The following is a 7031-nucleotide window of genomic DNA, read 5'->3' as shown; positions in this document are numbered from 1 at the left end:
CTCGCGCTCCGAGACGCCGGCAAGACGCACGACGCGCGGATCGACGACGCGAGCGCCATGCTCGGCGATCGCGCCCATGGCGAGCTCGGGCTGGAACGGGACGCCCAGCTTGCGCACCACGATGACGTCGAGCGGCGCTTCGAGCGCCATGGCAACCTCGAACGCGACCGGGACGCCGCCACGGGGGAGCCCGAGCACCACGAGGTCCTCGCCGCGGTGCCCGAGAAGTGCCCGCGCGAGTTCCCGGCCAGCCTCTGCCCGGTCCTTGAAGACGTGCATCGACGGTCCCCTCGGCTCTCTTCCCAGCTTCGCTCGCCACGAAGCCGCACGTCAGAGGAGAAGGACCCTGTGCGGAGGATCAGCCGAGGCCGCGCCGAGCGAGGAGCGGGGCGACGGCGGCGTCCCTGCCGCGGAAGGCACGGAACGAATCCAGCGGATCGCGCGAGAACCCGCGCGAGAGGAGCTCGCCGCGGAACGTGTCGCCGTTGGCGCGCGTGAGGCCGCCGTTCTCCTTGAACCATTCGACGGTGTCCGCGTCGAGAACTTCGCTCCAGATGTAGGACCAGTAGCCCGCGGCGTACCACCCGCCCGCGAAGATGTGCTGGAAGTACCCCGTGCGGTACCGCGGCGGGATGAGCGGAACCGAGATGCCCGCCTCGGCGAGCGCCTTCGCCTCGAACTCGAGAGCGTCGCCGGGATCCTCGCCCGCCGCGAGCCGGTGCCACGCGAGGTCGAGGAGGGCGGCGCCGAGGTATTCGGTGGTCGCAAAGCCCTCGCCCCACAGACTCGCGGCGTCGAGTGCGTCGATCTGGGCTTGGGGGAGCGGCTCCCCGGTCTCGTGGTGCCGAGCGTAATTCGCCACGACCTCGGGCCACAGGAGCCACATCTCGTTGACCTGGGACGGGTACTCGACGAAGTCGCGCGGCACGTTCGTGCCCGAGAACTTCGGGAACGTGACGTGGGAGAGCAGGCCGTGCAGTGCGTGGCCGAATTCGTGGAACGCCGTGCGGGCCTCGTCGAGGGTCAAGAGCGCGGGTTCGCCGGGCGCGGGCTTCGGGACGTTGAGGTTGTTGATGACCACGGGCCGGTCGCCCGTGAGCGCGGACTGCTCGACGAGGGCGTTCATCCACGCGCCGCCGCGCTTCGTGGTTCGCGTGAAGTAGTCGCCGAGGAAGAGCCCGAGGCCGGCGCCGTCGGCGTCGAAGACCTCCCACACGCGCACGTCCTCGTGGTAACCCTCGAGGTCCGGGCGCTCCTCGAACCGGAGGCCATAGAGCTGGCCCGCCGCGAAGAAGATCCCGTCGCGCAGCACGGTGTCGAGCTCGAAGTACGGACGGAGCGCCTTCTCGTCCACGGCGTACTTGTCGCGGCGCACGGCCGCCGAGTAGAAGGACCAGTCCCACGGCTCGAGCGCGTGGCCCGCCGCTTCGGCGAGCTGCTGTGCCTCGGAGGCGGCGTTCCGCACCGCCGCGGGCGCGAGCTGCGCGAGCATCGCGTGGACAGCGTCGAAAGACGGCGCGGTCTGATCGTCGACGGCGAGGTCGGCAAAGCTCGCATAGCCGAGGAGCGAGGCCTTCTCGGCGCGGAGGCGGACCATGTCCTGGACCAGTCCGAGCACGTCCGTCTCGCCGCCCGCGCTCCCGCGTGCCACCGACGCCTCGAACACGCGCCGCCGCAGCTCGCGGTCCTCGAGGACGGAGAGGAGCGGCTGCCCCGTCGGCTGGATGAGCGTGATGAGCCAGCCGGATTCGTGCCCGGCGGTCCGGGCGGCCTGCGCGGCGCTCGCGCGGTCGTCGTCGCTGAGCCCGGCGAGCTGGGCCTCGTCGGTCACGAGGACCGCCGCATCGTTGATGGCCTGGGCAACGCGCTGGCCGTACTCGGTGCCGAGGCGCGAGAGCTCGGCGTTGAGCTCGCGCAGGCGCGCCTGGCCGGCGTCGTCGAGGTTCGCTCCCGCGCGCCGGAAGTCGTTGAGCCATTCGTCGACGAGGCGCGCGGACTCGGAATCGAGGCCGGAGGCGTCGATCGCGGCGAAGCGGTCGCGGAGCCGCCGGTCGAGCAGGATGGCATCCTGATGGGCGCTGAGCTTGGGCATGAGCTGCGTTTCGAGCTCGCGGATCGGCTCGGTCCCGTGGGAGGACACCATCGTCATGAAGGCGGCGACCGCCCGCGTGAGGAGCCGCCCGCTGCGCTCCATCGCCGCAGCCGTGTTCTCGAACGTCGGCGGCTCGGTCGAGCCCGCGATGGCGTCGAGCTCGGCGAGCTGCGCGGCGATGCCGGCGTCCACGGCCTCGGCATAGTGCTCGTCACGGATCGCGGCAAACGGGGGAAGCCCGTACGGAAGGGTGCTCGGAGTCAGGAGGGGGTTGGCCATGAAAGGAGCCTTTCACGCACCGCGGCCCCGGGCAAGAACCCGGGGCCGCGACGGACGCCGTTGGGGGCCAGTCCCCGTGGGGCTACCCCTGGGGAAGGCTTTCCCCGGCCGTGCTCTCCTGCGCGAAGACGAGAGACATGGGCGTGGCCTGCGAGCCCTGGCCCTGCGGGTTGTCCCTGAACATCCCGGCGATGGTCTCCTTCGGCAGGGCGGTGTCGTGGCCCATGACGACGACGCCGAGATCGTTCGCGTCCATGATCGCGGTCCCGCCGAAGGTCGCCGCGGCGTCGGCCGGGAGGGTGGCCCGCACCGCGGCGCTGATGGCTCGAGCGACGCCGTCCGGATCCTTGGGGGCGAGCTTCACCGAGTTGCTCGCGGCACCCAGGCTGTACGGGGTCGCGCCGTCGATCGCGTTGATGTTGTGGCCCACGACGTCGTAGAAGACGCCGCTCTTGCCCTGGAACTTGCCGACCACCGAGGCCGCGGCGGCCTTCACGATGAGCGGTAGCCCGACCTCGTCGATCGCGATCTGCATCGACCACGGGCTCCCGAGCCCGATCCCCGCCGGCGTGCGCGTCACGAACCGGCTCAGCACACGGGCGGCGGCGGAGACCTCGATCTCCCACACGGGGAATGAACGGCCCTGCGTGATGGCGACGATCTTCTCGCTCACGAGCGCGTACCACGGCCGGCCGTCGACCGCCGCGCGCGTCCCCTCGGGCGCCACGGAGAGGCCCGCGAAGAACCGCTCGACGTAGCCGGCCACGGCAGGCTCGAGGGCGGTGTCGCGCGCGAACACCTCGGTCTGGAGAGGGTAGCGGCGGAACCTCACCCGGCCGGAGACGATGTCGAGCTCCTTGCCGGGGTTGGCCTCGTAGTCGCTCTTGTTGACCTTGACGTCCGCGGGGGCCTCGTTCTTGTCGATGAACTCGCGGAACCACAGCTCGACGTTGAGGAGCCGCCAGAAGATCATCGTGTCGGCGTCGTTCTTGCCGTTGAGGTACTCCTCGAACGCGGTGAGGACCTGCTCGCGGTCCCAGTAGGGGCGGCTGTAGAAGGAGTTCGACATGAAGATCTTGTAGATCCGCTCCTTCATGAGCTTGAACCACTCCGCCTCGGGCGTCGTGAAGCCGATCTTGTTGCGGCGGTTGCTGATCATCTCAGGCAGGAGGCCGCGCGTCGCGTCGCGCAGGACGCGCTTGTTCCAGCCCTCCTTGATGATCGCCTCGTCCGAGAGGCTGAACAGGTACTTGACCACTTCCTTGTCGAGGAACGGGACGCGGCCCTCAAGGGAGAACCGCATGGTGTTCTTGTCCTCGTACCGCAGGAGCGACGGGAGGGACTTGGCGAAGAGGTCGTCGATGAGGCGGAGCTTGAGGTTCGCGGGAATGTTGCCGAACGCTTCGCCGGTGAACTGCTGTGCCCAGTCCCTCTTGAGCAGCGTCGCCATCGAGACGGTCTTCCTGCCGCTCGCCATGCCCCTGAGCCGGAACCGGCCCAGGCGGTAGAAGATGTCAAGGCTCGACGACGATTCCTTGGCGAGCGTCGCGAGGTCGCCGTCATCCTTGAGCTGGCGCAGGTACGCGAAGTAGTACGGGATGTAGCCGGCCATCATCTCGTCGGCGCCCTGGCCGTCGAGCAGGACCGTGACGTGCTTCGAGGCTTCCTTCATGACGCAGTACTGAGCGTACGGGCCCGAGGAGATGATCGGCTCCTCCATAGTGCGGACGAAGTCCTCGAGGTCCGCGTCGAAGCTCTCCGGCGTCGGCTTGATCTTGTGCGCCTCGATGTTGCCGCTGCAGACCGCGATCGCGGCGTCGGCGTAGGCTTCCTCGTCGTTGATCGCGTTGGGGAAGACCGCGCTGAACGTGTTCTGCTTCGCGCCGACGGCCTCGAGGCCCTCCGCGTTCTCCTGCATGAGCCGGTTGATGGTGACGACGACGGCGGAGGAGTCGAGCCCGCCGGAGAGCGCGCTGCCCACTGGGACCTCGGAGTTGAGGCGGATTCGGATGGCCTCCGTGAACCGCTTGCGGTACTCGTCGGTCACCGCGGGCGTGTACGGGGTTTCGACCTTCGAGAGCTCCTCGAGCTCCTCGAGGAGGCGCGTGTAGCTCGAGATCCGGAAGCGCCCCGACGTGAGGTCGACCGTGAGCATCTCGCCGGGGAGGAGCTTGTTGACCCCGTCGAAGAACGTCTCAGCAGTGTCGTCGTGGATGCGGAAGCGCAGGTAGCGGTAGAGGATGCGCTCGTTGGGCTTCGCCTCGATCTTGCCGGTCGCGAGGAGCGGCTTGATCTCCGAGCCGAACAGGAGCTGCGGCTCGTGCTCGGTGCCTGCGTTGGCCCAGTAGAGGGGCTTGATGCCGAAGTGGTCGCGGGCCAGGACGAGCCGGCCGTTCTTCCGGTCGAGGATCGCGAGCCCGAACATGCCGTTGAAGCGGTCGAACGCGTCCGTGCCCCACTCCTCGAACGCTTGGAGCACCACCTCGGTGTCCGAGACGGTCGCGAACGTGCGGCCCAAGGCCTCGAGCTCCGCGCGCAGCTCGCGATAGTTGTAGACCTCGCCGTTGTAGACGAGGATCGTCTCGCCGTCGGCGCTGATCATGGGCTCCTGCCCGTGGGCCCGGTCGACGATCGCGAGGCGGCGATGGGCGAGGCCCACGGTGCCCTCAGCGACGTCGTCGATGAAATAGCCCTCGCCGTCGGGTCCCCGGTGCTGGATGCAGCTGTTCATGGTCTCGAGCAGAGCCTGATCCTGACCGAACCCGTAATAGCCGGCGATACCGCACATGTGGCAATCCTCTTCGTTGTCGTCAGTCGGTCCGGCGTCCATGCTACCGGCGCGATCCGTGCCGGACCCGCCGGGTCGGTGCCTGGCGCGGGCCGACGGGGCCTCCCGACTAGACTAGATAGGTGAGTTCCGCGCCCATCGAGCACCCCGCTACAGCCGAAGCCCCCGCCCAGCCTGGGTCTGTCCAGCCTGAGCTGCGCGTCGGAGTCCTCGCCCTGCAGGGCGACGTCCGCGAACATGTCGCGGCGCTCACGGCTCTCGGCGCGCGTGCCGTGACGGTGCGGCGGGCCGAGGAGCTCGACGGCCTCGACGGGCTCGTCATCCCGGGTGGCGAGTCGACGACGATCGACAAGCTAGCGCGGGCGTTCGGCGTCGCGGAGCCGCTGAAGCGCAGGATCGCAGAGGGCTTCCCCGTCTATGGTTCGTGTGCCGGCATGATCCTGCTCGCGAACGAGATCGCCGACCCGGCCCAGGACCTCTCGGACAAACCGCAGGAGACCTTCGGCGGCCTCGACATTACGGTGCGGCGCAACGCGTTCGGGCGGCAGCGCGAGTCGTTTGAGACGGATCTCGACTTCAAGGACATCGATCAGTCGGGCGGCCCAGTGCATGCGGTCTTCATCCGCGGCCCGTGGGTCGAGCGCGTGGGTGATTCGGTCGAGGTGCTCGCGGAAGTCGACCCTCAGCACGCGTCCCACACGGCCACGCTGGGCGGCCGGTCTAGAATTGTCGCAGTCCGTTCAGGAAACCTGCTCGCGACATCGTTCCACCCTGAGGTGACGGGCGAGCGGCGGGTCCATGAACTTTTCATCCGCATGATCAAGGGAGAAGCGTAGGCATGTCCGGCCACTCCAAATGGGCTACCACCAAGCACAAGAAGGCGGCCATCGACGCCAAGCGTGCGAAGGCGTTCGCCAAGTACATCAAGACGATCGAGGTCGCGGCGCGACTCGGCGGGCCAGACCTGTCCGGCAACCCTGCCCTTGACCTCGCCGTCTCGAAGGCCAAGAAGAACTCCGTCCCGAACGACAACATCGACCGCGCGATCAAGCGCGGCGCGGGGCTGACCGGCGAGTCCATCGAGTACACCGAGATCTCGTACGAGGCCCGCGGCCCGCAGGGCTCCGCGCTCCTCATCGAGTGCCTCACCGAGAACCGGAACCGTGCCGCGGCAGACGTGCGCCTCGCGGTGACCCGCAACGGCGGCTCGATGGCCGACCAGGGCTCGGTGAGCTACCTCTTCACGCGCAAGGGCGTCGTGAGCCTGCTCAAGAACGGCCTGTCCGAGGACGACGTGCTCATGGCCGTCCTCGATGCGGGCGCCGAGGAGGTCAAGGACGGCGGCGAGAACTGGATCGTCTACTCCGAGCCGCACGACCTCCAGGGCATCCGCGACGCGCTCACGGAGGCCGGCATCGAGTACGAGACCGACGAGGCGGAGTTCGTGCCGTCCATGGAGGTCGAGCTCGACGCCGACGGCGCGCGGAAGTTCCTCCGGCTCGTCGACGCGCTCGAGGATCTCGACGACGTCCAGAACGTGTACACGAACGCGGACATGAGCGAGGAGGTCATGGCGGCCCTCGAGGCCGAGTGACCTCGCCGTGGCCGGAACCGTGAACCTTCGCGTACTCGGAGTCGATCCGGGCCTCACCCGCTGCGGCCTCGGGGTCGTCGACGTGGCCCGGGACCGCCGCGCGACCCTCGTCGGGGTCGGCGTCGTCGGCACGTCGGCCGAGCAGCCCCTCGACGCGCGCCTCCTCGTCATCGCGAACGCGATCGACGACTGGCTCGAGCGCTATGAACCCGAGGTCGTCGCGGTCGAGCGCGTCTTCTCGCAGCTCAACGTCAGCACGGTCATGGGCGTCGCGCAGG

5 protein-coding genes and 1 pseudogene are annotated in these 7031 nt (G+C 68.8%); 3 read left to right on the top strand and 3 right to left on the bottom strand.

Annotated elements, in window-relative coordinates:
• The 3 genes and pseudogenes from ACLN58_RS15385 to asnB all read right to left on the bottom strand — a co-directional run.
• Positions 1–279 (bottom strand): annotated as a pseudogene (locus tag ACLN58_RS15385) (phosphoribosyltransferase); the annotation flags it as partial.
• A 79-nt stretch (positions 280–358) separates the two neighbouring features.
• Complete coding sequence (locus ACLN58_RS15380; protein ID WP_415856129.1) at positions 359–2371, bottom strand: M3 family metallopeptidase; 2013 nt, start codon at positions 2369–2371, stop codon at positions 359–361.
• 82 nt (positions 2372–2453) lie between these two features.
• The gene (gene asnB / locus ACLN58_RS15375; RefSeq protein ID WP_415856128.1) at positions 2454–5159 is read right to left on the bottom strand and encodes an asparagine synthase (glutamine-hydrolyzing); all 2706 of its coding nucleotides are present in this window, start codon (positions 5157–5159) and stop codon (positions 2454–2456) included.
• A gap of 137 nt (positions 5160–5296) precedes the next feature.
• On the opposite strand from asnB, the gene pdxT reads away from it, so the two are divergent.
• The 3 genes from pdxT to ACLN58_RS15360 all read left to right on the top strand — a co-directional run.
• Positions 5297–5995: a pyridoxal 5'-phosphate synthase glutaminase subunit PdxT gene (gene pdxT / locus ACLN58_RS15370; RefSeq protein WP_415856131.1), complete on the top strand. Its 699-nt coding sequence runs from the start codon at positions 5297–5299 to the stop codon at positions 5993–5995.
• 2 nt (positions 5996–5997) lie between these two features.
• Positions 5998–6753 (top strand): YebC/PmpR family DNA-binding transcriptional regulator, encoded by a 756-nt coding sequence (locus tag ACLN58_RS15365; protein WP_415856127.1) that lies wholly within the window; start codon positions 5998–6000, stop codon positions 6751–6753.
• Between the two features lie 19 nt (positions 6754–6772).
• Positions 6773–7031 (top strand): crossover junction endodeoxyribonuclease RuvC (locus tag ACLN58_RS15360; protein WP_415856130.1); only part of this gene is annotated, 259 nt, incomplete at its 3' end.

This window comes from Sinomonas sp. G460-2, from assembly GCF_047759905.1.
Classification (GTDB): domain Bacteria; phylum Actinomycetota; class Actinomycetes; order Actinomycetales; family Micrococcaceae; genus Sinomonas.
The sequence above is the reverse complement of the archived record's forward strand: the minus strand, read 5'-3'. Positions and strand labels throughout refer to the sequence as shown.

Coding starts and splice junctions, on each gene's coding strand:
- ACLN58_RS15380 (WP_415856129.1), bottom strand. CDS start 2,371: ATGGCCAACCCCCTCCTGACTCCGAGCACCCTTCCGTACGGGCTTCCC.
- asnB (WP_415856128.1), bottom strand. CDS start 5,159: ATGTGCGGTATCGCCGGCTATTACGGGTTCGGTCAGGATCAGGCTCTG.
- ACLN58_RS15365 (WP_415856127.1), top strand. CDS start 5,998: ATGTCCGGCCACTCCAAATGGGCTACCACCAAGCACAAGAAGGCGGCC.